This window comes from Altererythrobacter chaiwopuensis (assembly GCF_054957735.1).
Map to the genome: position 1 here is coordinate 204,833 of NZ_JBTXJF010000003.1, position 24,589 is coordinate 229,421.

Genomic DNA, 24,589 nt, shown 5'->3' on the forward strand with positions numbered 1-24,589 from the left:
GTCCCGCTCCATTGCGTGCTGCGCGCCATGCCCCTAAATCCCCCATTCATCGCTTCTGACACAATGATCGGGCCATCGTGATCCTGTCTCCCTTTGAACGCATGATTGCCAAACGCTACCTCTTGCCGGGCAAGGGGGAGGCGTTCATCGCGCTCGTTGCCGGGATCGGTGTGGGCGTGGTGATGCTCAGCGTCGCCATGTTGCTCGTGGTGATGAGCGTGATGAACGGATTTCGCGCCGAACTGCTCGACAAGATTGTGGGCATCAACGGCCATGCAATCGTGCAGGCATACGGCGGGCGGCTCGACAATTGGGAAGAGGTGCTTTCCGATGTGAAGTCGACGCCCGGGGTCGTCGATGCCTCTCCGCTGATCGAACAGCCGCTGCTGGTCACATTCAACGGACGGGTCGAGGGCATATTCGTGCGCGGCCAGACCCAGAAAGACCTTGCGGGCCTGGCAGACCGCGTGCTGCTGGGCAATATGTCCGAATTGCAGCCCGATGCGGGCAATGTGGCGATTGGATCACGCCTGGCGCAGAATATCGGGGCGCGGGTGGGCGACACGATTACCATCATCAACCCGCAAGGCAGGGCGACGCCGTTCGGCACGTCGATGCGCCAGGTCGGCTATCAGGTTTCAGCGATCTTCGAGGTCGGTATCTACGACTATGACGCGAAATTCGTGATGATGCCGATGAGCGATGCACAAACCCTGCTGTTGATGGGCGATTCGGTTGGCATGATCGAAGTGACTGTGGACGATCCTGACAAAGTGGGTGAAATTCTGTCTCCGGTTCAGGAAAAGCTTGCCGGGCGGGCGGTGATAGCAGACTGGAAGACCATGAACGCAACCCTGTTCGAAGCCTTGCAAGTCGAACGAGTGGCAATGTTTTTTGCATTGAGTTTCATGGTATTGGTTGCGGCTTTTAATATCCTTTCAAGTCTGGTCATGCTGGTTCGCGCCAAGACGCGCGATATTGCGATCATGCGCACCATGGGGGCGACGCGGCGCAGCCTGACCAAGATTTTCGTGACCACCGGCTTCACCGTTGGCGCGCTTGGCACCGTATCAGGCCTCGTGCTGGGATTCGTGGTGCTTTACTTCCGCGAAAACATTGTGACTTTCATTGCCTGGGCGACGGGGCAGGAGATCTGGAATCCCGAAGTACGGTTCCTTTCCACCTTGCCATCGCGCACCGATCCACTCGAAGTTGCCGGCATCATTGCACTGGCGCTGGTGCTGAGCTTCCTTGCTACGCTTTATCCCGCGATCAAGGCTGCCAGCACCGATCCGGTCGAGGTGTTGCGTTATGAATGAAACTTCGACCCGCCCGGTAGTGCGGTTGCGCGGGCTGAAACGCAGCTTTCAGCAGGGCGATGTGACCATCGAAGTGCTGCGCGGGGTTGATCTCGATGTTATGCCGGGTGAAATTGTCGCGCTGCTTGGTCCGTCAGGAACCGGCAAATCCACCATGCTCCAAGCGGTTGGCTTGCTGGAGGGCGGCTTCGAGGGCTCGATCGAAATCGCGGGCGAGGATGCGGGCAGCATGCCTACCGACGAGCGTACGCGGGTGCGGCGCGAACGCCTGGGGTTTGTGTATCAGTTCCATCACCTGCTCCCCGATTTCAGCGCGCGCGAGAATGTCGTGATGCCGCAGATGATTGCCGGCGTGCCGCGTGCCGATGCCAATGCCCGCGCCGAGCATCTGCTTGTCGCGTTGGGCTTAGGCCACCGGATGGATCACCGCCCGAGCCAGCTTTCGGGCGGCGAGCAGCAGCGGGTGGCGGTGGCACGGGCGCTGGCCAACCGCCCGATGCTGGTGCTGGCTGACGAACCGACCGGCAATCTTGACGAACACACGTCCGAACGGGTTCTTGCGCAATTCCTTGAGCTGGTGCGCGGTGAGGGCAGCGCGGCTTTGGTGGCGACCCACAACGAAAGGCTGGCCGCCAAGATGGACCGCGTGGTGCAATTGCATGAGGGTGTGCTGGAATAGAGACGCTTCGCAGAACGCCGTGCCCCGTTGATGGATGCGAGTTTGACGGCCGGCTCTCCGCGTAGTTCCTGACCGGGGACATTGGGGGAGAAATGCGATGATAGTCTTTCTGGGCGCACTTGCGCTGTTACAGGCCGATCCTGCCGGCGCGCCGCCAGCCCCAGCTCCTGCTCAGCCAGCCTGTGACAGCCAGCAGCACGCCGCTTTCGACTTCTGGGTGGGCGAGTGGGACGTATATCCCAACCGTGACGGCGCAGACAAAGTTGCCGACAGCAGGATCGAACGGCTCTATGCTGGCTGCGCGGTGCGGGAGAACTGGATGCCGCTGAACGGAATGGGCGGCGGCAGTCTCAACGCCTACGATCCCTTGACCGGCCAGTGGCACCAGTTCTGGATCGGGTCATCGCCGGGCCGGGTCGAGTTCGTGGGCGGGCCTGCGGACGGCGCGATGGTGCTGACCGGCTATTGGCGCAATTTCGGTGGGCCGGGCAGGCATGCGCTGGTACGGCAGACTTTCACCGCAATCGACAGCAATACGGTTCGCCAGCATGGTGAGGCCTCGACGGATCAGGGTCTGACGTGGCAGACACGCTATGACTTCATCTATCGCCGCAAGGAAGGACCGGACCAATGACCAGCATCGCCGATTTCACCGTTACCACCAATCGCGGCGAAGAACTGAACCTGGCCGAAAAGAAGGGCAAGGTGCTGCTGGTGGTCAACACCGCCAGCAAATGCGGCTTTACCCCGCAATATGACGGGCTGGAAAAGGTGTTCCAGAAATACAAGGATCAGGGCTTCGAGGTGCTGGGGTTCCCCTGCAACCAGTTCGGCAATCAGGAGCCGGGCGATGCCGATGAAATCCAGGAGTTCTGCAAGCTCAATTTCGGGGTGACATTCCCGCTGATGCAGAAAATCGACGTCAATGGGCCAGATGCATCGCCGCTTTATGGCTGGATGAAGGGCGAAGCGAAGGGCTTGCTGGGCTCGACCGCGATCAAGTGGAACTTCACCAAATTCCTGATCGATCGTGAAGGCAATGTGGTGCGGCGTTATGCGCCGACCGATACGCCCGATCGAATTGCCAAGGATATCGAGAAGCTGCTGTGACGGCGCTTCGTCATTGCGAGAGTAGCGAAGCAACCCAGTTTTGAATTTGGATTGCCGCGTCGGCCTATTGGCCTCCTCGCAATGACGATTAGGGGATAGGCTACCTTCGAAGCTTGGCGAATCCGGCCGGGGTACGCATAGTACCCCCATGGCCTTTGCTCCCTTTGTCCCGCTGCGTGTCCAGTCTTCCTATTCGATGCTCGAGGGGGCGATCGATCCCAAGGCGATTGCCAAGCTTGCCAGGGAACGCGGCTTTCCCGCCATCGCGATTTGCGACCGCAACGGGCTTTATGGCGCGGTGGCTTTTGGCAGCGCATGCCTGGGTGAGGGTGTGCAGCCGATCATTGGCACATTGCTTGGCGTGGCGCGGGACGAAGAAGGCCGACAGGTCGATTTCCTGCCGCTCTACGCGCAGGACGAAGCTGGCTATGACAATCTCTGCCACCTTGTCTCCAGGGCTCACCTCAACCGTCCGCTGGAATTCGAACCACATGTCCAGCTGGCTGACCTTGAGGGACATACTGCGGGGCTGATCGCGCTCACCGGTGCGGGTGAGGGCACATTGACACGCCTGTTGGCTGAAGGGCAGCAGAGCCATGCCGAGGCGCTGATCGACCGGTTGGAAGCCCTGTTTCCGCAGCGGCTCTATATCGAGCTGGCGCGGCATGGCGATCCGGTCTGCGCTGCGGCGGAGGAAGCGCTGATCGATCTGGCTTATGCCCGAAACCTGCCGCTGGTTGCGACCAACCCGGCGCAATATGCCGAGCCGCATTTCCACAAGGCGCACGATGCCATGCTGTGCATCGCCAATTCGAGCCATATCGATGCCGAGGATCGCCCGCATACCAATCGCGATGCCTGGGTCAAATCGGCTCCGATGATGGAGGAATTGTTCGCCGACCTGCCCGAGGCGACCGCCAATACGCTGGTCATCGCGCAGCGCTGCGCCGTTTTGCCGCCCGATCGCAAGCCGATCCTGCCCAGCCTTGCGGGCGATCTTGAAGGCGAAGCGAGAATGCTGGCCGAGGATGCGCGCAAGGGGCTGGAGGCCCGGCTCGAGCCCTATGGCGAACTGTCTGATGCGGAGCGCAAGACCTATTTCGACCGGCTGGACTATGAAGTCGATATTATCGTCAACATGGGTTTCCCCGGGTATTTCCTGATCGTTGCCGACTTCATCAAATGGGCCAAGGACAACGGGATTCCGGTGGGGCCGGGGCGCGGATCGGGCGCAGGCTCGCTGGTCGCATGGGCGCTGACCATCACCGATCTCGATCCGATCCGGCTGGGGTTGCTGTTCGAGCGCTTTCTCAACCCCGAACGCGTCTCAATGCCGGATTTCGATATCGATTTCTGCGAAACGCGGCGCGGCGAAGTGATCCGCTACGTGCAGGAACGCTATGGTCATGACAGGGTCGCGCAGATCATCACCTTCGGCAAGATGAAAGCGCGTGCGGTTCTGCGCGATTGCGGGCGCATCCTGCAGATGAGCTATGGCCATGTCGACCGGCTGTGCAAGATGGTGCCCAACCACCCGACCGATCCATGGACCTTGCCGCGCGCGCTTAACGGCGCGGCTGATTTTCGCCGCGAATACGACAATGACGGTGAGGTAAAGACGCTGGTCGATCTTGCGCTGCAGCTCGAAGGGCTGCCGCGTAACAGCTCAACCCATGCTGCCGGTGTGGTGATTGGCGACCGGCCGCTGTCGCAGCTGGTGCCGCTTTACCGCGATCCACGTTCTGACATGCCGGTGACGCAGCTTGACATGAAATATGTCGAAAGCTCGGGCCTGGTGAAGTTCGATTTCCTCGGTCTCAAGACTCTCTCGGTACTTCGCAAGGCAGTGGACCTGCTGGCCAAACGCGGGGTCGAGATCGACATTGGGGCGCTCGAATGGGATGATCCAGCGGTCTACGGCCTGCTGCAATCGGGCAATACCGTGGGTGTGTTCCAGTTGGAATCGGAGGGTATGCGGCGCACGCTGACAGCGGTGAAGCCGACCAAGTTCGAAGACATCATCGCGCTCGTCTCGCTCTATCGCCCCGGCCCGATGGACAACATCCCGCTGTTCGGCAAGCGCAAGTCGGGCGAAGTGCCGATTGAATATCCGCATCCGAGCCTCAAGGGCATTCTCGAAGAGACTTACGGCATTTTCGTCTATCAGGAACAGGTGATGCAGGCGGCGCAGATCCTGGCGGGCTACTCGCTAGGCGAAGCGGACCTGCTGCGCCGCGCGATGGGCAAGAAAGTGCAGGCCGAAATGGACGCGCAGCGCCAGCGCTTCATCGACGGCTGCGCCACGGTTTCGAGCATACCGGCGGGCGAAGCAAACACGCTGTTTGACTTGATCGACAAATTCGCGGGTTATGGCTTCAACAAGTCACACGCCGCCGCCTATGCGCTGCTCGCCTACCAGACCGCCTGGCTCAAGGCGCATTACCCCGAAGAATTCTACGCAGCCTCGATGTGTTTCGACATGCACCAGTCGGAAAAGCTCGCCGTATTTGTCGACGATGCGCGGCGCTATCCCGGCGCGCATGGCGGTGTGGAGGTGCTGCCTCCTTGTATCAACCACTCGGAATCGCGCTTCACGGTGGAACAGACCGATCGCGGCTACGGCGTGCGCTATGCGCTGGCCGGCATCCGCAATGTCGGCGACAAGGCGATGGAAGCCGTGGTGGCCGAGCGTGAGAATGCAGGCCCGTTTACCAGCCTCAAGGACCTGTTCGAACGCATGCCCAAGGGGGCGATGAATTCGCGTCAGCTCGAAGGGCTGATCTGCGCGGGAGCGCTCGATTGCCTGGATGACAACCGTGCGAAATTATTCGCAAATGCCGATATGCTGCTGGCGGTGGCGGATGCGGCGGAGCGCGAGCGATCCAGCGGGCAGGCCGCATTGTTCGGCGGCGAAGATGCCTCGGAAGAGAGCCTGCACCTTGTGGATACCCCGCGATGGTCGCGCATCGAGCTGATGGCGAAGGAGCGCGAAAATTTCGGCTTCTATTTCGCCGCCCATCCGGTGCAGCAATATTGGCACCTTGCCTCGGCTAACGGTGCGCGCAGTTATCAAAGCATCATGGAAGCCGGTGCGCCCGCTGGGGGCCGCGCACCTGCGGTTATGGCGGCGATGGTTGTAGGTTTCAGCAAGGGCCGCACCAAGCGCGGGGCAGAATTCATCCGCGGGGATTTCTCCGATGCGTCGGGCCAGTTTTCAGCGGCCTGCTTCGAAGAGAGCCTGGTGCCCCAGTTCGAGCGTTGGGCGGCTGAGGCCACCTGCCTGCTGCTGCAGGTAGAGCTGGATTCTCCCAATCCCAGCGAGCCGCCGCGCATTACCGTGCGAGCGGCCCGCCCGCTTGACGAGGTGAAGGGCGGTACGCGGATGATGCTGACGCTTGACGTGCTCAGCCGCGAGGCGCTGGCCGATCTGCGGCTTGAACTGGCGCCGGGGGATGAGGGGCAGGGCGAGGCCATTGCAAGGCTGCTGATTAGCCAGGAAGAATTTGCCAGTGTCCGGCTGGGGCATCACTTTGCGCTGGATGGCGAACTGGCAGAGCGGCTCACGGCGATCGAGGGCATCGAAAACGTCCAGCTACAGCCGGTACGTAGCCGTGCGAACCTGCGGCTGGTCGCATGATAAGCGAACAGATCGCCGATCTTACCGACAAGGAGAAGGAAGTGCTGCGCCTGCTTTTGGCAGGCCACGATGCCAAGTCGAGTGCAATCGAGCTCGATATTTCGGTCCATACTGTCAATGACCGCCTGCGCAATGCACGCCGCAAATTGGGTGTGTCGAGCAGCCGTGAGGCCGCAAGAATTTTGGGAGATGCTGAGGAAGCGACCCCGCAATATCCTGCACACACATCTTTCGGGATACCCATATCGGGTGCTGAGACAGATGATGCAGACCTCACCAATCAACTGCCGCGTGGACCATTTGGCCTCACGTGGTTTGCAGGAGGAATGCTTATCATGTCTGTTTTGATCGCAGCCGCCATTGTCGGCGTCGTTTACCTTGGGGATGGCGGCACGACTGCGTCGCATCCACCGGCCCAAGCGGGCAGCGAAACGGCTGCAAAAGCCAGCGCGGATGATCCCGTTGCGCTTGGCCGCGCGGAAGAATTCCTGAAATATGTCGATGCCGGCGATTGGCAAGGTAGCTGGGAAACTGCGGGAGCTTACTTCCAGTCACAGGCCAGCGCCGAGGAATGGGCCAGCGTTGTCGATCCGGTGCGCACACCGCTGGGCAAGGTGGTTGAACGACGGCTCACCACGGTCCAGCGCGCGAGCACAGTGCCCGGCGCACCTGAAGGTGATTACCAGTTCCTGCAATTCCAGACCGAGTTTACCGGTCGCGAAGGGATTGTAGTGGAAACGGTGGTGATGTTGTGGGGGCAAGATGGCTGGGAGGTCGTCGGATATTTCGTCAACAGCCATGCAGACTCGCCGCAATAAGCAACCACAAGTCTATGGACTTGGGGGCGGAGCGATCTGCCCCCTTTTTCAGTTTGCCAGCCGCATTTTTGAGTGATTGCCAAGCGCGGCAACCCTCGGCATGAGGGGGAAATATAGATCGGTAGGAGGAGAGAAAACCGATGCTCGGAGCCATGCAGGATTGGACCATGCGCATTACCCACGTGATCGATCACGCGGCGCGCGAAGCGGGTACACGCGAGATCGTGACCCGGTGGGCCGATGGCAGCGAGACGCGCACGAACTGGGCCGGCATCCGGCGTGACGCGCTCAAGATGGCTCAGGCGCTCCAGGCGATGGGTATCAAAAAGGGCGATCGCGTCGCCAGCCTGGCAATGAACCATTCGCGGCATCTGGTCAGCTGGTATGGCGTTGCGGGCATGGGCGGGGTGCTCCACACGGTGAACCCGCGCCTGTTCGACGATCAGCTCGAATATATCGTCAACCACGCCGAAGACCGGGTGCTGTGCTATGACGCGGCATTCCAGCCTATCGTTGACCGGATGCGGTCCCGCTGGACCACGGTAGAGCACTATATCTGTTACGATTCGGGCGAACATTCGCCCGATTTCGAAGACTGGATCGGCGAGCAGGACGGCGGTTTCGAGTGGGTTACGGGCGCAGAAACCGATCCCTGCATGATCTGCTATACCTCGGGAACCACCGGCAATCCCAAGGGTGTGCAGTACGAACATCGTTCAACCATGATGCACGCCATGGCGGGGTTGCAGCCCGCCGCGTTCAACTTCAGCAGTTCCTCGGTAATGCTGCCGGTGGTGCCGATGTTCCACGCTGCGAGCTGGGGCCTGCCCTATGCCGGCGCGATGGCGGGGATCAAGTTCGTATTTTCCGCAGTCAACGATCCGGCGGTGCTGCATGAGCTGATGATCCGCGAAGGTGTGACCGAGAGCGCGGGCGTGCCCACAGTCTGGCTGGCGCATTTCCAGTATTGCGACAGGGAAGGGATTGACCTGCCTCCGCTCAAGGCGGCGACCATCGGGGGCTCGGCTTGCCCGAAGTTCATGATCGAGCGACTGATGAAGAACGGCACGCGCGTGCAGCACGCATGGGGCATGACCGAAACTTCGCCGATTGGCACGGTTGGCGGGCCAACCTGGGATTGGGACGAGCTCAGCTTCGAAGAGAAAGTCGCAAAGACCGCGATGCAGGGACGCCCGGTCTTCGGTGTAGAGCTGCGCACGGTGGATCTTGACGACATGCTGACCGAGCTGCCGCGCGATGGCAAATCGTCAGGCGCGCTGCAAATCCGCGGGCCGTGGATCATCAAGCGCTATTTCAAGGCCGAGAAGGACGCGGCGAGCAACGAAGGCTGGTTTGACACGGGTGACGTGGGCATCCTTCACCCGGATGGCACGTTGCAACTCACCGACCGGACCAAGGACGTGATCAAATCCGGCGGCGAATGGATCAGCTCGGTCGAGCTCGAAAACGCGGCAATGGGCCATCCCGATATTGCGGAGGCGGCCGCGGTAGGCATGTACCACCCGAAGTGGGACGAGCGCCCGGTGCTGTTCGTGGTCAAGAAGGAGGGTGCCGATTTGACCGCTCAGGATGTGCTCGATTTCCTCACTGACAAGATCGCCAAATGGTGGTTGCCCGATGCGGTCGAATTCATCGACGAGATCCCGCACACCGCAACCGGCAAGATCAGCAAGAAGAATTTGCGGGACCAGTTCGCGGACTACAAGCTGGAGGTATAAGCGTGAGCGAAATCTATATCGATCCTTCGCCAGCCAATTTCGCAGCGTTCAAGGCCCTGCCGCGCGATGAACCGATCCACATGCTCAACCTGCTGCTTTATCGCGAGCTTGCCGAATATCCCGAAGGGCATGAGCACCACGGCAATGGCTGGAGCGGGCGGCGGGCCTATGAGGAATATGGCAAGACCAGCGGCCCGATCTTCCGCCGGGTGGGCGGCAGCATCGTGTGGCGCGGCGCGTTCCAGACGATGGTGACCGGGCCGACCGACAAGCAATGGCACGATGGCTTTATCGCGCAATATCCCCATGCCGGGGCTTTTTTCGAAATGATCAAGGACCCTGAATACCAGCTCGCCGTCGTAAACCGCACCGCTGCCTTGGTCGATAGCCGCCTGATCCGTTTCAAGCCGGGAGAAGCGGGCGGGGGGTTTGGTTAAAGCAGCCGCAACTGCCCGCCGACTTCCGGCAGTGTGAACTGCGAACAATCGAGCTCTAACTCGGGATTGTCGATGCCGTAACGCAACCGCGCCTTGTGAAAGCGGGCGCGGAACAGTTCGGCCCACACCCCATGCGGCTTCATCCGTTCGAAGAAGCGTCCGTCATTGTCCTTCCCGCCGCGCATCGACTGGACAATGTGCATCACCTTGCCCGCGCGATCCGGGTAGTGCACTTCGAGCCATTCGCGAAACAGCGGGGCGACCTCATGCGGCAGGCGCAACATGATCCAGCTGGCCGAGCGCACGCCGCGCGCTGCCGCTTCCTCCAAAATGCGCTCCATGAACTCATCGGTGATCGCCGGGATGATCGGCGCGACCGAAACATGCGCCGGGACGCCCGCTTCGACCAGTTTTTCCAATGCTGCAAGCCGCTTGGCAGGTGAAGCCGCGCGTGGTTCGAGCTTGCCCGATAGCTTAGCATCAAGGCTGGTCACCGAGATTGCCACCGCCACCAGCTTGTGCCGCGCCATCTCTGCCAGAAGGTCCAGATCATCCAGCACGCGGTCAGACTTGGTAGTGATTGTGACCGGATGGCGTGTTTCCAGGCACACTTCCAGCACCTGCCGCGTGATCCGGTAGCGCCGCTCGATCGGTTGGTAGGGATCGGTATTGGTGCCCATGGCGATCGGGGCGGGGCGGTATCTGGGTTTCGCCAGCGTTTCGCGCAGCAATTCCGCCGCATCAGGCTTGGCAAACAGCCGCGTCTCGAAGTCCAGCCCCGGCGAAAGGTCATGAAAGGCATGTGTCGGGCGGGCATAGCAATAGACGCAGCCATGCTCGCACCCGCGATAGGCGTTGATCGAGCGGTCAAACGGAATGTCCGGCGAGCGATTGAAGCTGAGAATAGTCCTGGGGTGTTCCTCGGCCACCGTGGTGCGCAGTTTCACCGGCTGGCCATCGACATTTTCCATCGCGTCACGCCAGTCGGCGTCCACCTCACGTTCGGCGAGGCCAAAACGCGTGGGAATCGAGCCAGACTGCGCCCCGCGACCACGCGCTATCTTTCTGTTCTCGGCCAACATGGTCCAGAACATATATAGAACAAAGTCGTTGTGGAAGCGTTTATTGCGCTTTAAGTCGAGGCGCCAGCTTGATCGGCTTGCATCGCCTAGTTCGAACGGGTCAGCCGCACCCCGCTGGGGCCGCCGCTTTCAGGGAACGCCGGCCACATGCCTTGCGCGAGCGCCAGGCGGCTTGCCGAAGGGGCGCCCGATTGCCGCTCATACATCCAGTAATTGCGCATTACGATGTTCACATATTCGCGCGTTTCCCAATAGGGGATGCTCTCCATATAAAGCAGCGGATCGCCCTGGTCGCGGACTTCGCTGTTCCAGCGTGTGACCGGCGTGAGACCTGCGTTGTAGGCGGCCATGATCTTGGGCAGCAGCCCTTGGGTTGCGCGGCTGTCGCGCAGCATCTCGAGATTGCGTTGGCCGAAAGCCAGGTTGACCTCGGGATCATTGAGATTGACGTAGCTGGCGTTCATTTCCAGCCGCGGCGCGTGCTGCTGCACGGTAATCGGCGTGATCTGCATGAGACCGCGGGCGTTGGCCGGGCTTACCGCCTTGGTTTGGAAATTCGATTCCTGCAGCGCATGGGCGAAGGCAAGCGCCGGATCCACCTGCCAACCCTTGGTGGGCAGCCAGCGTGCGGTGGGATAGCGAAGCGCGGGCAGCGGCTGCGCCCCGCGCGGCGCATTGTGTGCCATCCACAATTGGGTCTGTGGCAGGCCAAGCTCGCGGGCGAGGCGGGAAAGCGCAACGAATTCGGCTGGGTTGCCTATTCTTGCCTGATGCCGCAGCACCTCGTCGGCAAGATCGTCCCGTCCGATCTCCAACAAGCCCACGGCCACACGCACGTTGTTTATGCCGCGCAGCTGCTGCCATTCGGACGGAGCAAAGTCAGCATCGGCATAGGCGGCGGGTACATCCTGGCCCAGCTGCTCCAGCGCCAGCATACCGTAAAGCGTTTCGTCCTGGCGAGAAGCGGCGCGAAGATGATCGCCAGCTTGCGCAGGTTGACGGCACCGAGTCAGCGCCCGCGCGGCCCAGAAATGAGCAGCCGTGGTCAACTCGGCATTGGTCGAGATTTCCGCAGCGCGGGCAAAGCCACGCGCGGAAGTGGTGCAATCGCCAAGCCGCCATGCGGCCAGGCCTACCACCCACTCACCCTCTGCAACCCAGGCGCCGCTGCCTTCAGCGACGGTTTGCGCGATAGCAAGCGCCGCCGCGTCGCGGTTTTCAATGTAATAGCTCCAGGCAACCCGCTGCCGCCACTCGGCGCGGGCAGCGGGGCTAAGCATGGCATCGATTCCGTCAAGCAGCAGGCGTGCACCATCGGGATCGTCATTGACGATGCGCTGGAGGATCTCTTTGGAGATGTCCTCTGGCATGGTGCCATCGTCAACGCTGCGGGGGCGCAAGCGCTTCGAGGCATAGGGCTGGCGCACGAAGGTCTGCTCTTGCGGCAGAGGAGGCATGAATTCGAGCCCGCGCTTGAGGCCAAGGCGGCCGAGTTGTTCAGCCTGCGGCAGGTTTGTGCCCAACCCGAACCAGGCCGTAATCTGTTCGGCAGATACGCGCGGGCTGTTGGCATGGGTGTAATATTCGGCCAGCGCTACCTGATGCAGCAGGCCGGGTTCACGGTCGTCGAGCAGATCATCGACCTTGGTCCAGTTCTCTTGCGCGATCGCGGTAAAGATATCGCGGTAATATTGCTGGTCAGGCTCGCTCAGGACTTGCGGTACGTTCTTGCTTTGGGCGCGGGCGCGGAAATATTCCGCTGCGCTGTTGGCGTTGGCGGAGGCTGGCACAGCACTTAGCACGGCTAAGCCGCTCACGATGGAGATTCCCAGTGCTATCAGCTTTGTGGCTTTCATTACGCCGGTCTGCCTGTCCAATCGAGCCATCTGCGCCAGAAGCGGGCCTTTAGCTGGGGCATTGCCATCATGGCATCGAGCCCTTCTGCCGCCAGCATCGGCACGCTGAAGCCTTCATGGTTAATATTTTGTAAAGAGGCAGGCTCTTGCGCTGCATTGTGCCCCAAAAGCGGCAGGGTGTTGGTGCCGAGCGCGAGAACGGCCTGCGGTGCAGCCAGCTTGATATGGTGTTGTAATACTTTACTGAATCCCTGCAAGGCCAACGCTGGGCCATCTGCCATCGGAGTATGCCGGGGCAGCACGGAGGCGAGGTAAACCTCATCTGCGCGCAACTGCATCGCCTCCAGCATCTTGGCCAGCAGGTTTCCGTGTGTTCCCGACAGCAGGGTTTCGCTGTCCCCTTGTTCGGGATCCATCACCAGCACCATCAGCCGCGCACCCGCGGAACCGCGCGGCGGCACGCGGCCGCGTGGGCCGATCGTGTCGAGCATTGGCTCGCTGAGCCACCAATCGCGGAAACTCGCGAGATCGGAAGGCGGATTAGTGCCCAGTAAATCGCTTTCCTGAATCGCCAGTGGCGGGGCGGCACGCGGCTCTGGCGACATTGGCGGGGGAGCAGGCTTTTCGGCCTCCAATACCGCTGCAGCTGCCAACCAGTCCGTAGCGTCAGCGGCATAGTCGCAATCAACGCCGGCTTCGCGCCACCAGTCAAGGGCAGCAGCGATTGCGCGCGGTTCAAGGCATCCTGCCTGGGTCATACTATCCAATGCGGTCTTGACCTTCCCCGGCGCAGCAATCAAGGCTTGCCGGCAGTTTGGTCACGGAATTTTCGAAGGATGAGCCCCTCATGAGCGCCGAAGCTGTTGAACGCGAATCTATGCCCTGCGACGTGGTGATTGTAGGCGGCGGGCCTGCTGGCCTTGCGGCGGCGATCCGATTGAAGCAGATCAATGATAGCCTCGAGGTCGTGGTGCTCGAAAAGGGTTCCGAAATCGGCGCGCATATCCTGTCGGGCGCGGTGGTCGATCCCAAGGCGCTCAGCGAGCTGTTTCCCGACTGGCGCGACATGAATTGCCCGATGGCTGAAACACCGGTGACGGACAATTGGCACTGGGTGCTCTCGAAGACGGGCAAGACCTCTCTGCCGCATCTCATGATGCCGCCCCTGATGAGCAATCATGGCTGCTACACCGGCTCGCTCGGCAATTTGTGCCGCTGGCTGGCCGAGCAGGCCGAGGGGCTGGGGGTGATGGTGTTCCCCGGCTTCCCCGCGGCCGAGGTGATGTTCGACGATGCGGGCGCCGTCATCGGCGTGGTGACGCAGGACATGGGCGTTGCCGCCGATGGCAGCCATAAGGGTGATTACCAGCCGGGCATGGAGATCCACGCCAAATATACGCTGTTGGCAGAGGGGGCCCGCGGCAATTTGACCAAGCAGATGAAGGCCAAACTCGACCTCGAGAAAGACTGCCAACCGCAGGTCTATGGCCTGGGCATCAAGGAATTGTGGGATATCGACCCGGACAAGCATGTGCCGGGCCGCGTAATCCACACTCAGGGCTGGCCGCTCAGCGAAAGCGATAGCTGGGGCGGCGGCTTCCTCTACCACCAGGCCAGTGGCCAGGTGGCATTGGGCTTTGTTACCGCGCTTGATTACAAGAACCCCTGGGTCTCGCCCTATCAGGAATTCCAGCGCTGGAAACAGCATCCGGCGATCCGCGAATATCTCGAAGGCGGCAAGCGCGTGGCCTATGGCGCACGCGCTATCAACGAGGGCGGGTGGCAGAGCGTGCCCAAGCTGGCATTCCCGGGCGGCGCGCTGATCGGCTGCGCGGCAGGCTTCGTCAACGTGCCGCGTATCAAGGGCAGCCACACCGCCATGAAAAGCGGGATGCTGGCAGCTGAAAGCATCGCTGCGGCGATCGGCGCGGGCCAGGAGCATACCGAACTGGCCGATTATGACGCGGCAGTGCGCAGCAGCTGGATCGCCGACGAGCTCAAGCTGGTGCAGAATGCTCAGCCGGCGGTTGCCAAATACGGGTCCGACATCGGCACCTTGCTGGCTGGAGCGGACATGTGGATGCGCACGCTCAAGATCGGACTGCCGGTCTCGATGAAGCACGATCCAGATTACACCAAGACGGGCAGGGCAGACCTATATCCGAAGATCGACTATCCCAAGCCCGACGGAGTGATCACCTTCGATAAGCTGACCAACGTCGCCTACAGCTACACCAACCACGCCGAGGACCAGCCGTGTCATTTGCAGGTTGGCGACCTCGCGCTGCAGAAAGAAAGCGAACTCAAGGTGTTCGGAGGCCCATCGGCGCGTTATTGCCCGGCAGGCGTCTATGAATGGCTTGAGGACGAAGCGACGGGCGAGATGAAGTTCCAGATCAACAGCCAGAACTGCGTCCACTGCAAGACCTGCGACATCAAGGACCCGAACCAGAACATCAACTGGGTCACGCCGGAGGGCGGCGGCGGCCCGAACTATCCGAATATGTAGGAGCTCGTCATTGCGAGCGTAGCGAAGCAATCCAGCTTCGAACGTTTCGCTTTGGTCAGGCGCCGGAAACTGGATTGCCGCGTCGCCTTCGGCTCCTCGCAATGACGAAAGTCTGAAGTTTGAGCCTCACCGAAACCGCTTACGCCAAGATCAACCTTGCGCTGCATGTTCTGCGGCGGCGAGAGGATGGCTATCACGATCTGGAAACCCTGTTCGCATTCGTTGACCAAGGCGATGTGCTGACTGCTCAATCGGCGGAGCAGGATGAAGTTCGATGCTTTGGCGAGTTTGCCTCGCAACTTTCTGATCCCTTTGACAATCTCGTCGCCAAGGCACTCTCAAGCCTGCCGCGTCCCGGCGGGCTGGCGATCGAGCTCGAAAAGAACCTGCCGGTCGCAGCCGGGCTGGGCGGTGGTTCGGCCGATGCGGGCGCGGTGTTCGGGCTGGTCGAGCGCCTCCACGGTCTGCCCGATGACTGGCAGGATCGTGCCACGAAGCTGGGCGCGGACGTGCCCGCCTGCGTACGTAGCGAAATGGCTATAGGGCGCGGTATTGGCATCGAGCTTGAGCCGGTCGAGAACGACCTAGTCGGAACCCCGGTGCTGCTGGTCAATCCGCGCGTGCCGCTCTCCACCGGCCCGGTGTTCAAGGAATGGGACGGCACGGATCGCGGGGCGCTTCCCGTTGGCCCGGCCTCACGGATCGCCCGCGAAGGGCGCAACGACCTCGAAGCACCCGCCATCGCGCTGTGCCCGGTGATCGCCGATGTGCTTGCTGCGTTGCGCGCGACCGATCCATGGCTTGCCCGCATGTCCGGCTCCGGCGCCACCTGCTTTGCGCTTTATGACAGCGCAGCGCAGCGCGACGGCGCACAAGCCGCAATGCCCGGCGATTGGTGGACCATGGCGGGTGCGCTGCGATGAGCGAAGCCTTCCGCATCCTTGGGACTCCGCGCGCAGGCGGCGTGCTTATCGTCTCCGATCACGCCAGCAATCGAGTTCCGCAAGATATCGACCTTGGCATCGATCCGGCATTGCTGAATGAACACATCGCAGTTGATATAGGCGTCGCGCAGGTCGCTGAAATCATGGTGAGCCAAGCGGGTTTTGCTGCGTTTCAGGGCAATGTCAGCCGCCTTGTGTGTGACTTCAACCGCGATGAGCACCAGCCCGCGACCATCCCCATCGCCAGCGATGGGCATGCGATACCCGGCAACGCTATCGACCATGCCGGTCACGAGGCGAGGCTGGCGCGGTTCTTTCGCCCCTATCACCACGCGCTGGAAGAGCTGCTCGATGCAGCCCCACCCGCGCTGATCCTCTCGCTGCACAGCTTCACCCCGCGCCTTGCCAGCAGCGACGAGCAACGCCCATGGCAGGTGGGCGTATTGTACAATCAGGATGACCGCGCCGCGTGCATCGCCATTCCGCTGCTCGAGGCAGAGGGGTTGATAGTCGGCGACCAGCAGCCCTATTCGGGCAAGCTCCTAAACGCCACGATGAACCGCCATGCCGAGGCGCATGGGCGGCCCTATTTCGGCATCGAGATCCGCCAGGACCAGATCACCGGTGCGGCGGGGCAAAGCGAGTGGGCGCAGTGGTTGGTCAAAATCTGCAATGAAGTGGCGTTGAAGCTGGCCGAATAGCCGTGTAGGGGCACTGCAAGCGCGGCATTCGCGCAATTTTCTTCCGGAGCCCACCATGCCTACCTATCGTTCCCGCACCACAACCCATGGCCGCAACATGGCCGGCGCGCGCGGGTTGTGGCGCGCCACCGGCATGAAGGATGACGATTTCGGGAAGCCGATCATCGCAGTGGTCAACAGCTTCACCCAGTTCGTGCCGGGGCACGTGCATCTCAAGGACCTCGGCCAGCTTGTGGCACGCGAGATCGAGGCTGCGGGCGGCGTCGCCAAGGAATTCAACACCATCGCGGTCGATGACGGGATCGCGATGGGGCATGACGGCATGCTTTATTCGCTGCCCAGCCGTGATCTGATCGCCGACAGCGTCGAATACATGGTCAACGCGCACTGCGCCGACGCGATGGTGTGCATTTCCAATTGCGACAAGATCACTCCCGGCATGCTGATGGCGGCGCTGCGGATCAATGTTCCGGTGGTCTTTGTTAGTGGCGGGCCGATGGAAGCGGGCAAGGTGGTGCTGAACGGCAAGACCCAGGCGCTCGACCTGGTCGATGCCATGGTCGCCGCCGCAGATGAGCGCTACACGGACGAAGAAGTGGCTGAGATTGAGCGTAGCGCTTGCCCGACTTGCGGATCATGCAGCGGAATGTTCACCGCCAATTCGATGAACTGCCTCACCGAAGCCCTTGGGTTGTCACTGCCTGGCAACGGCTCCGTACTTGCGACCCATGCCGACCGTGAAGGACTTTTCCGCCGCGCCGGGAGGCTGATAGTCACACTCGCGCGCCGCCATTACGAGGAAGACGATGCCAGCGTGCTGCCGCGCAGCATCGCCAGCTTCGAAGCTTTTGAGAATGCCATGTCGCTCGATATCGCGATGGGCGGCTCGACCAACACCGTGCTCCACCTGCTCGCCGCCGCTTACGAGGCTGAGGTCGATTTCACCATGGAAGATATCGACCGACTCAGCCGCCGCGTGCCATGCCTAAGCAAGGTTGCCCCGGCGAAGAGCGACGTCCACATGGAAGATGTCCACCGCGCGGGCGGGATCATGGCGATCCTGGGTCAACTTGATCGGGCCGGCCTGCTTCACACCGCGCTGCCCACCGTCCACAGCCCGACACTGGGCGATGCGCTGGACGATTGGGACATCAGCCGCACGCAGAACAACAAGGTGCACGAATTCTATTCAGCAGCGCCGGGCGGTGTGCCGACCCAGACCGCTTTCAGCCAGTCGCGCCGCTGGGACGCGCTTGATCTCGACCGCGAGAATGGCGTGATCCGCAGCGCCGAACACGCCTTTAGCCAGGATGGCGGGCTGGCGGTGCTTTATGGCAATATCGCGCGCGATGGCTGCATCGTAAAAACTGCTGGGGTTGACGAAAGCATCCTCACCTTCTCCGGCCCTGCCAAGGTTTATGAGAGCCAGGATGCCGCAGTCGAAGCAATCCTGGGAGACAAGGTGCAAGAAGGCGATGTGGTGGTGATCCGCTATGAAGGGCCCAAGGGCGGCCCCGGCATGCAGGAGATGCTCTATCCCACCAGCTACCTCAAATCCAAGGGGCTGGGTGCGGCCTGCGCACTTTTGACCGACGGACGTTTTTCGGGCGGAACTTCGGGCCTTTCGATCGGCCATGTAAGCCCCGAGGCGGCTGAAGGCGGCGAAATCGGGCTGGTCGAAGAAGGCGACATCATCGCAATTGATATTCCGAACCGTTCGATCTCGCTTGAGGTTGACGAGGACGTGCTCGAGCAGCGCCGTGCCGCGCAAGAGGTGAAGGGCTGGCAGCCCGCGCACGAACGCCCGCGCAAGGTTTCCACCGCACTCAAGGCTTACGCTGCCATGGCGACCAGCGCAGCACGCGGGGCCATACGGGATATTTCGCAGCTTGATCGGAACCAGGGGGAACCTTGAATCAGGTTCTCACAATTGCCCAGATGCAGGCCGCCGAAAAGGCGCTGATCGATGGCTGGACCAGCGCCGATGCCTTGATGGCGGTAGCCGGCCAGGGTTCGGCCGAGTGGGTCTGGCGCCTGGCAGCAGGCAGACCGGTGACCGTGCTCTGCGGGCCCGGCAATAATGGCGGCGATGGCTATGTGATAGCCGAGAGCCTGCGCGCGCGGGGCTTGCCGGTGCAAGTGGTGGCCCCGATCGCACCAAAGACAGACACGGCAAGCAATGCCCGCCGCTCCTACAGGGGTGTTCTGCTTGGTTCCGGCAAGCAGGCGAAGGGGTATGTGCTGGTCGATTGCCTGTTCGGTTCCGGGCTTACCCGCCCGCTAAGTGCCGAACATGCATTGCTGCTGCGCGATCTGGCCGAACGCCACCCGGTGCGCATTGCGATTGACCTGCCTTCGGGAGTCGAGAGTGACAACGGTGCGCTGCTCAACGATAAATTGCCCGAATACCGGCTGACGATTGCGCTTGGCGCGTGGAAGTTCGCTCATCACCGCTTGCCCGCCCGTGCGATGATGGGCGATCTGAAGCTCGTCCCGATCGGGGTCGGGGCAGTCAGGGGCGCTGCGCAATTGATCCGCAAACCGCGCATCTCAAGGCCCGCGCAAGATGCGCACAAATACACCCGCGGGCTATGCGCCATCGTGGCTGGGGCGATGCCCGGCGCGGCGCTTCTCGCCAGCCAGGCTGCGATGCGCGCAGGGGCTGGCTACGTGAAATTGCTGGCGCACCATGTTCCCATCGCTGCGCCGCCGGGCCTGGTGATTGATCAATCCCCACTTGATGAAGCCACAGGGGACAGGCGGATCACGGCATTGCTGGTTGGTCCGGGGCTGGGGAGGGACCGCGAGGCGGAAGAACGCCTGCAAGGGGCACTTGCTTGCGGCAAACCCGCGCTGCTGGATGCGGATGCGCTGGTGTTGTTAAAACCGCAGATGCTGCCTGAAGCAGTGCCGTTGCTGGCAACGCCGCATGAAGGCGAGCTTGAAGCTCTCTGCCACAGCTTTGCGGTGGTTGCATCGGGCCGACAGGCGCGCGCGCTGGCCCTTGCCAGGGCGAGCGGCATGGTGATCCTGGCCAAGGGGCCTGATACGCTGATTGCCTCGCCCGATGGGCGGCTTGCCGTGGCGCCGCCTGCACCAAGCTGGCTGTCAGTCGCGGGATCGGGCGACGTACTGGCCGGGATCGCGATCAGCCGCATGGCGACCGGCGCTGATCCGTTCGAGGCCGCGAGCCAGGCAGTGTGGTTGCATGGCGAGGCGGCGCGGAAGTGCGGTGCAGCTTTCACAGCGGATGATCTTGCGCTGGCCGTTTCCGGCGCTATCGCCGCAGCCTGTGACTGAGCCTGACCAGATTATTCGTATCGCCTCGCAGGGCGACGGCGTAACCGCTGATGGAAGGCACGCGCCGGGCGGCGTTCCGGGCGACATGTTGCGCGCCAATGGCTCGCTGGAGCATGGCCCGCATCATGTAGAGCCGCCATGCCGACACTACGCCAACTGCGGCGGATGCCAGTTGCAACACGCCAACGAGCAGGCACTATCGCAATTCGTTACCGAGCGTGTGACCTTCGCTGCCAGGAAGCAGGGCATCGAAATCGGTGAGCTTCTGCCGACGCATCTCTCGCCGCCGCACAGCCGCCGCCGCGCGACGCTGCACGCCTTGCGCGCTGCAAATGGCGCGGTGATCGGGTTTCGCGAAGCAAGCTCGCACCGGATCGTCGACCTCCATGAGTGCCTCGTTCTGCGGCCAGAGCTGGCGCAGGTCTTGCCTGCGCTGCGCAGCTTCATTGCGTCCCACGCGGACAAGCGCCCGATCGATATAGAGCTTACACTGGCTGATCAGGGCGTTGATTGCAGTTTTAAGCACCTGACGCTCGAGGGGCTCGCCGCGACAGAGGCCGCGCTGGAGCTGGCGCAGGCATGTGGTCTGGCACGGTTGTCGCTCGACCAGGGTTATGGCGCTGAAATCATGTGGGAGCCGCAGCCGGTCACTATTACGCTTTCGGGCCGACCGGTCGGGTTTCCGCCGGGCAGTTTCCTGCAAGCCACGCAGGACGGCGAGGACAGGCTGGCCGCCGATGCAAAAGACTGGATCGGGGATGCGACCAGTGTGGCTGACCTGTTCGCTGGGCTGGGTACATTCGCTTTTGCGCTTGCCGGGCCTGCGAAGGTGCTGGCGGCGGAGGCTGCGCGCGATGCCCATCTGGCTTGCAAAGCAGCGGCGGGAGCCGCTGGCCTGCCAATTGCTGCAATGCACCGCGACCTGTTCCGCAATCCGCTCCAACCCGAAGAATTGAACCGCTTTGAGGCAGTGCTGCTGGACCCTCCGCGCGCGGGGGCCAAAGAACAGGTAGCGCAGATTGCCGACAGCAGCATCAACCGCGTCGTCTATATCAGCTGCAATCCGGTCAGCTGGTCGCGTGACATCGCGCGGCTCATCGAAGCAGGATTCAGGCTGGAGAAATTGCGTCCGGTTGGCCAGTTCAGGTGGTCAACGCATGTCGAGCTCGCGAGCTATTTTACCCGCTAGCGCAGGAGGGCTTAGCCCTCGATGACCTTCATTTCAGCAAAAGCGAGCAGCCCGCCGTAGGTTTCGAGCATTTCGGCATCGACATCATCGTCATCGATCAGGATTTCAAAGCGGTCCTCTATCTCCGTGAAGAGCCCCGCGACAGCCATGGAATCGAGTTCCGGCAAGTGGCCGAACAGGCCCGAATCTCCCTCGAAAGCCGCAACGACATCGGGGGCGAGCCCTAGAACATCGACCAATATGGCCTTGAGCATGCGATCAATTTCGACACGGCTCCGGCCAAGGCCTGATTGCTGTTCCTGTTCGTCTGACATGCTGTTGGCGGCCATCCTTTGGCGGTCCCTCGCAATCGCGTAAAACGGGCGCTCCCATTAGCGGCGGGGGCAAGCTGGTGCAAGATAGCGAAAATGTGGCGAATCCGTGATTGACCGCGCACCGATCCTTGGGTTTGGTGCGCCACAATGAGCGCTGCGCTGGACCTTGCCCCGAAGCCGATCGACCATATCGCGGAATGCGGGGCCGATAGCGATCCTGCACTTGTGCTGCGCGACAAGACCCTGAGCCATGCCGATTTGCGTGTGCAGGTGGGGCGGCTTGCCGCATGGCTGGCGCATGAAGTGCCGGAGAAGGGCGCACGGGTGGCAAGCTGGGCCGCCAAAGACGAACTTACCTGCCTGATGCCCCTGGCGGCAGCGCGGGCGGGGCTGGTGCATGTGCCGGTAAATCCGCTGCTCAAACATTTGCAGGTGGCGCACATATTGGCCGACAGCGGCGCAAAACTGCTGATCGGCACGCCCGCGCGGCTCAAATCGCTGGGTGAGGGCGATGTCCCTGCCCAATGCCGCCTGATGGATGAGCAGGCCGCACTCGATGCCGCCGCTGAACTGGGCGGGCACTTGCCGCCTTCTACAGCTGGTCCAGATACGCTGGCGTCGATCCTTTATACCAGTGGTTCGACCGGCAGGCCCAAAGGGGTGATGCTGAGCCACGCCAACATGTGGCTCGGGGCGGTCAGCGTGGCCCATTATCTCGGCATGGCGGCAGATGATGTGACCTTGGCGCTACTGCCGCTGTCGTTCGATTATGGCCAGAACCAGCTGCTTAGCACCTGGTATGCAGGCGGATCGGTGGTGCCGCTCGAATATCTGTTCGCGCGCGACGTTATAAAGGCTTGCGCAAGGCATAACATCACCACTCTGGCAGCGGTTCCGCCGCTCTGGGTTCAGCTGACCGAGCTCGAATGGAGCGATGAGGCGGTGGCACCGATGCGGCGGCTGACCAATAGCGGAGGCGCGCTGACAACCGATCTTGTCCGCAATCTGCGCCGGATATTTCCCGATGCGCGGCTTTTCCCGATGTACGGGCTGACGGAAGCATTCCGTTCGACCTATCTTGATCCCTCACTGGTCGAGAGCCATCCCACTTCGATGGGCCGGGCGATTCCCTTTGCCGAAATCCTGATCATGAACGATGCGGGCGAGCTCGCCGCGCCGGGAGAGGAAGGCGAACTGGTCCATTGCGGCCCGCTGGTGGCGCAAGGCTATTGGCAGGATCCCGAACGAACGGCGGAGCGGTTCAAACCTGCGCCAGCCACGTCGAAATATGGCGGAATCGCGGTCTGGTCGGGCGACAGGGTCCGGCGAGACGAAGACGGTTTGCTGTATTTCGCCGGGCGGCGAGATGCGATGATCAAGAGCCAGGGCAATCGCATCAGCCCGCAGGAGATCGAGGAAGCTGCGCTCGCCACAGGTCTCGTCGCGGAAGCTGTCGCTTTGGGAATTGCCGATCAGCGGCTAGGGCAGGCGGTGCATCTGGTGGTGCGGGCAGAACTTGGTGCGGAGGATCCGCAGGCGCGCCTGCCCAAGCTGCTGGCAAGGGAGCTGCCCAATTTCATGCAACCGCAATTTATACATTGGCGCGACGCGATGCCGCTCAACCCCAACGGCAAGATCGATCGCACGGCACTGACCAAGGAGCTTGGCGCGTGAAGCCGCTTGGTCCGATCCCTGCGGGATACGAAGCGCTTCGCGGCGAGCTGGCGATTGGCGGCAAGACGGCAAGCGAGCTGGTGACGGAGGCGGGAGGAACGCCGTGCTTCGTCTATTCCCGGTCACATATCGACCGCCGGGTTGCGGACCTGCGTGCGGCAATGCCCGCGCGGCTCGGGATCAATTATGCGGTGAAGGCAAATCCGTTTCCACCGGTCATCGCGCATATGGCCGGTTTGGTAGACGGGTTTGACATCGCTTCGGCGGGCGAATTGGCGCTGGTTCAGGCTGCGGGGATTGATCCCGCGCGCGTCAGCTTTGCCGGGCCGGGTAAGCGCGACGAGGAGATCGAAGCGGCGATCGGCGCCGGGGTAACGCTCAATTGCGAAAGCGAGGGCGAGGCGCGCCGCGCGCTCGCAATTGGCGAGCGACTGGGTGTGGCGCCGCTTATCGCGATCCGGGTCAATCCCGATTTCGAGCTTAAGGGTTCCGGCATGAAAATGGGCGGCGGTGCCAAGCCCTTTGGCGTGGACGCCGAGCGCGTACCGGCACTCGCGCGCGAAGTGATCGGGGCTGGTGCGCTATGGCGCGGCCTCCATATTTTCACCGGCAGCCAGGCTTTGAGCGCAGATGCCATCATTGAAGCGCAGGCCAATGTCTTGGCGCTCGCCGATCGGCTTGCGACCGGGATTGGCAGGTCATTGCCCAAGCTCAACATGGGCGGGGGGTTCGGAATTCCCTATTTCCATGGTGACGAGCCGCTTGATGTTGCTGTGATCGGATCTGCACTGGAGGAAAAATTTTCTTCGCTGCCTGACAATCTGGATGGCACCGATTTGTGCATCGAACTGGGTCGTTACCTTGTTGGCGAGGCAGGGGTCTATCTCACGCGGATAGTCGATCGTAAGCAAAGCCATGGTGTGACCTATCTCGTCACCGATGGCGGGCTGCATCACCAGCTTGCGGCATCAGGCAATTTCGGCACGGTGGTGCGGCGAAACTATCCGCTCGCCATTGCATCCCGCTACGAAGCAAGGCCTGATGAAGAGGTCAATGTGGTCGGATGCCTGTGCACCCCGCTTGACCGGTTGGCCGACCAGGCGCACTTGCCATATGCGGACGTGGGCGATCTGGTCGCGGTATTCTGTGCCGGAGCCTATGGCGCCAGCGCCTCTCCCGCCAGTTTCCTTGGCCATGGGCCAGCCGCGGAATTGCTGGTCTGATAGCCTAAACCGATTGTTCACCAAATCTGCCTAGCATTCCACCCATAGGGAGCATCAG

20 protein-coding genes are annotated in these 24,589 nt (G+C 61.8%); 16 read left to right on the top strand and 4 right to left on the bottom strand.

The features are described 5' to 3' along the window. Nucleotides 1-77 precede the first annotated feature (77 nt). The 8 genes from ACX3VQ_RS12460 (at nt 78) to ACX3VQ_RS12495 (ending at nt 9,739) form a co-directional block, all read left to right on the top strand. Entirely contained in the window at nt 78-1,319 is a 1,242-nt protein-coding gene (locus ACX3VQ_RS12460) for a lipoprotein-releasing ABC transporter permease subunit (RefSeq protein ID WP_462581370.1), read from the top strand. Next, on the top strand, nt 1,312-1,998 hold the full coding sequence (locus tag ACX3VQ_RS12465) for an ABC transporter ATP-binding protein (RefSeq protein WP_462581371.1): 687 nt from the start codon (nt 1,312-1,314) through the stop codon (nt 1,996-1,998). The genes ACX3VQ_RS12460 and ACX3VQ_RS12465 overlap by 8 nt, the downstream gene beginning before the upstream one ends. 97 nt (nt 1,999-2,095) lie before the next feature. Beyond that, nucleotides 2,096-2,632: a hypothetical protein gene (locus ACX3VQ_RS12470; RefSeq protein WP_462581372.1), complete on the top strand. Its 537-nt coding sequence runs from the start codon at nt 2,096-2,098 to the stop codon at nt 2,630-2,632. Continuing rightward, the gene (locus ACX3VQ_RS12475; RefSeq protein ID WP_462572343.1) at nt 2,629-3,108 is read left to right on the top strand and encodes a glutathione peroxidase; all 480 of its coding nucleotides are present in this window, start codon (nt 2,629-2,631) and stop codon (nt 3,106-3,108) included. Before ACX3VQ_RS12470 ends, ACX3VQ_RS12475 begins: the two co-directional genes overlap by 4 nt. 148 nt (nt 3,109-3,256) lie before the next feature. Next, nucleotides 3,257-6,745, top strand: coding sequence for a DNA polymerase III subunit alpha (dnaE, locus tag ACX3VQ_RS12480; RefSeq protein WP_462581373.1), 3,489 nt, complete (start codon nt 3,257-3,259; stop codon nt 6,743-6,745). Continuing rightward, entirely contained in the window at nt 6,742-7,563 is an 822-nt protein-coding gene (locus ACX3VQ_RS12485) for a DUF4019 domain-containing protein (protein ID WP_462581374.1), read from the top strand. The genes dnaE and ACX3VQ_RS12485 overlap by 4 nt, the downstream gene beginning before the upstream one ends. A 140-nt stretch (nt 7,564-7,703) precedes the next feature. Next, the gene (locus ACX3VQ_RS12490; protein ID WP_462581375.1) at nt 7,704-9,302 is read left to right on the top strand and encodes a long-chain fatty acid--CoA ligase; all 1,599 of its coding nucleotides are present in this window, start codon (nt 7,704-7,706) and stop codon (nt 9,300-9,302) included. A gap of 2 nt (nt 9,303-9,304) precedes the next feature. Beyond that, nucleotides 9,305-9,739, top strand: a complete 435-nt coding sequence (locus ACX3VQ_RS12495; RefSeq protein WP_462572337.1) for a DUF1330 domain-containing protein — start codon at nt 9,305-9,307, stop codon at nt 9,737-9,739. Here ACX3VQ_RS12495 and ACX3VQ_RS12500 read toward each other — a convergent pair. The 3 genes from ACX3VQ_RS12500 to ACX3VQ_RS12510 form a co-directional block, all read right to left on the bottom strand. Beyond that, on the bottom strand, nt 9,736-10,821 hold the full coding sequence (locus ACX3VQ_RS12500; RefSeq protein ID WP_462581376.1) for a PA0069 family radical SAM protein: 1,086 nt from the start codon (nt 10,819-10,821) through the stop codon (nt 9,736-9,738). The two genes, ACX3VQ_RS12495 and ACX3VQ_RS12500, sit on opposite strands and share 4 nt — an antisense overlap. 86 nt (nt 10,822-10,907) lie before the next feature. Then, nucleotides 10,908-12,707: a lytic transglycosylase domain-containing protein gene (locus ACX3VQ_RS12505; RefSeq protein ID WP_462581377.1), complete on the bottom strand. Its 1,800-nt coding sequence runs from the start codon at nt 12,705-12,707 to the stop codon at nt 10,908-10,910. Continuing rightward, the gene (locus ACX3VQ_RS12510; protein WP_462581378.1) at nt 12,677-13,168 is read right to left on the bottom strand and encodes a uracil-DNA glycosylase family protein; all 492 of its coding nucleotides are present in this window, start codon (nt 13,166-13,168) and stop codon (nt 12,677-12,679) included. The genes ACX3VQ_RS12505 and ACX3VQ_RS12510 overlap by 31 nt, the downstream gene beginning before the upstream one ends. A 356-nt stretch (nt 13,169-13,524) precedes the next feature. Between ACX3VQ_RS12510 and ACX3VQ_RS12515 the strand changes: the two genes are divergently transcribed. The 6 genes from ACX3VQ_RS12515 (at nt 13,525) to ACX3VQ_RS12540 (ending at nt 21,320) form a co-directional block, all read left to right on the top strand. Continuing rightward, nucleotides 13,525-15,186 carry an electron transfer flavoprotein-ubiquinone oxidoreductase gene (locus ACX3VQ_RS12515; RefSeq protein ID WP_462581379.1) on the top strand — a complete coding sequence of 554 codons (1,662 nt, stop codon included), beginning with the start codon at nt 13,525-13,527 and terminating at the stop codon, nt 15,184-15,186. A gap of 119 nt (nt 15,187-15,305) precedes the next feature. After that, a complete protein-coding gene (locus ACX3VQ_RS12520; RefSeq protein WP_462581380.1) occupies nt 15,306-16,109 on the top strand; it encodes a 4-(cytidine 5'-diphospho)-2-C-methyl-D-erythritol kinase in 804 nt (267 codons plus the stop codon). Further along, a complete protein-coding gene (locus ACX3VQ_RS12525) occupies nt 16,106-16,831 on the top strand; it encodes an N-formylglutamate amidohydrolase (protein ID WP_462581381.1) in 726 nt (241 codons plus the stop codon). The genes ACX3VQ_RS12520 and ACX3VQ_RS12525 overlap by 4 nt, the downstream gene beginning before the upstream one ends. A 55-nt stretch (nt 16,832-16,886) precedes the next feature. Further along, entirely contained in the window at nt 16,887-18,746 is a 1,860-nt protein-coding gene (gene ilvD / locus ACX3VQ_RS12530; RefSeq protein WP_462581382.1) for a dihydroxy-acid dehydratase, read from the top strand. After that, the gene (locus tag ACX3VQ_RS12535) at nt 18,743-20,131 is read left to right on the top strand and encodes an NAD(P)H-hydrate dehydratase (protein WP_462581383.1); all 1,389 of its coding nucleotides are present in this window, start codon (nt 18,743-18,745) and stop codon (nt 20,129-20,131) included. The genes ilvD and ACX3VQ_RS12535 overlap by 4 nt, the downstream gene beginning before the upstream one ends. Continuing rightward, nucleotides 20,124-21,320: a class I SAM-dependent RNA methyltransferase gene (locus tag ACX3VQ_RS12540; protein WP_462581384.1), complete on the top strand. Its 1,197-nt coding sequence runs from the start codon at nt 20,124-20,126 to the stop codon at nt 21,318-21,320. The genes ACX3VQ_RS12535 and ACX3VQ_RS12540 overlap by 8 nt, the downstream gene beginning before the upstream one ends. An 11-nt stretch (nt 21,321-21,331) precedes the next feature. Here the strand turns inward: ACX3VQ_RS12540 and ACX3VQ_RS12545 are convergent, their stop codons facing one another. After that, entirely contained in the window at nt 21,332-21,634 is a 303-nt protein-coding gene (locus ACX3VQ_RS12545) for an acyl carrier protein (protein ID WP_462581385.1), read from the bottom strand. 147 nt (nt 21,635-21,781) lie between these two features. On the opposite strand from ACX3VQ_RS12545, the gene ACX3VQ_RS12550 reads away from it, so the two are divergent. Both ACX3VQ_RS12550 and ACX3VQ_RS12555 read left to right on the top strand, forming a co-directional pair. Then, a complete protein-coding gene (locus ACX3VQ_RS12550; RefSeq protein WP_462581386.1) occupies nt 21,782-23,308 on the top strand; it encodes an acyl-CoA ligase (AMP-forming), exosortase A system-associated in 1,527 nt (508 codons plus the stop codon). Beyond that, on the top strand, nt 23,305-24,531 hold the full coding sequence (locus ACX3VQ_RS12555; protein ID WP_462581387.1) for a pyridoxal-dependent decarboxylase, exosortase A system-associated: 1,227 nt from the start codon (nt 23,305-23,307) through the stop codon (nt 24,529-24,531). Before ACX3VQ_RS12550 ends, ACX3VQ_RS12555 begins: the two co-directional genes overlap by 4 nt. The last annotated feature ends 58 nt before the right edge of the window (nt 24,532-24,589 follow it).